1 protein-coding gene and 1 pseudogene are annotated in these 655 nt (G+C 52.8%); one reads left to right on the forward strand and one right to left on the reverse strand.

Annotated features, from left to right (window positions below; genetic code table 11):
* Nucleotides 1-281, forward strand: a pseudogene (locus KK062_RS29875) (hypothetical protein); the annotation flags it as partial.
* An 82-nt stretch (nt 282-363) separates the two neighbouring features.
* Here the strand turns inward: KK062_RS29875 and KK062_RS29880 are convergent.
* The coding region (locus KK062_RS29880; protein ID WP_254088055.1) for a hypothetical protein at nt 364-655 on the reverse strand (292 nt) is incomplete at its 5' end.

A 655-nucleotide genomic window follows, 5' to 3' on the forward strand; every position in this document is an offset into this window, starting at 1 on the left:
CGTTTATGAGCCACTTGTTTTTGTCACACCTATCCAAAGACAACAACCGCCCCGAGCTCGTACACGACCTCTTTCGCCGCGAAGCAGGTGCTACGGAAATTGTCGTGGCCTCGCGTTACGTCGAGACACCGGTATATCACATAACCAGCACCGCGACGCATATGGCAACCATGGCCGACCAACCGCGGCAGGCAGGATCAAACTACACTGTAAACAAAGCACCTTTCGTGGCGCGCATACCGCCGCCGCCTGCTCCTCCCAAACAGCTGTCGCTTTTCTAGCCATACGCGGAATAGGCATATACACTAAAAAAGCCTTCAAAACCAGTGTTTTGAAGGCTCTTCTATTTGTAGTAAGTCCGGATCAGGGCTTGTATACCACGCGGCCGGTCATGTTAAACTTGTAGGTATAATAATAAAACATGTCCAGGTCGCACAGGTCGAAGGTGACGGTGCCGTCTTTGACGCGAACGTATATTTTATCCTCGCTCAGCCCGGAATAATGGTGTACTCCGTTCGCATCTCGTATCGCGACGTATGCTTTGCCCCGCGCGGGAGACGACGCAGCCGTACTTTCGATGACGGTATAAACGCTGTTGTCCACCAGCGCGGTATCCGATGAGAACCGGACGTAGAGGACACTATAGGGCGACGGA

The sequence above is a fragment of the Dawidia cretensis genome (genome assembly GCF_018598175.1).
Classification (GTDB): domain Bacteria; phylum Bacteroidota; class Bacteroidia; order Cytophagales; family Cyclobacteriaceae; genus Ohtaekwangia; species Ohtaekwangia cretensis.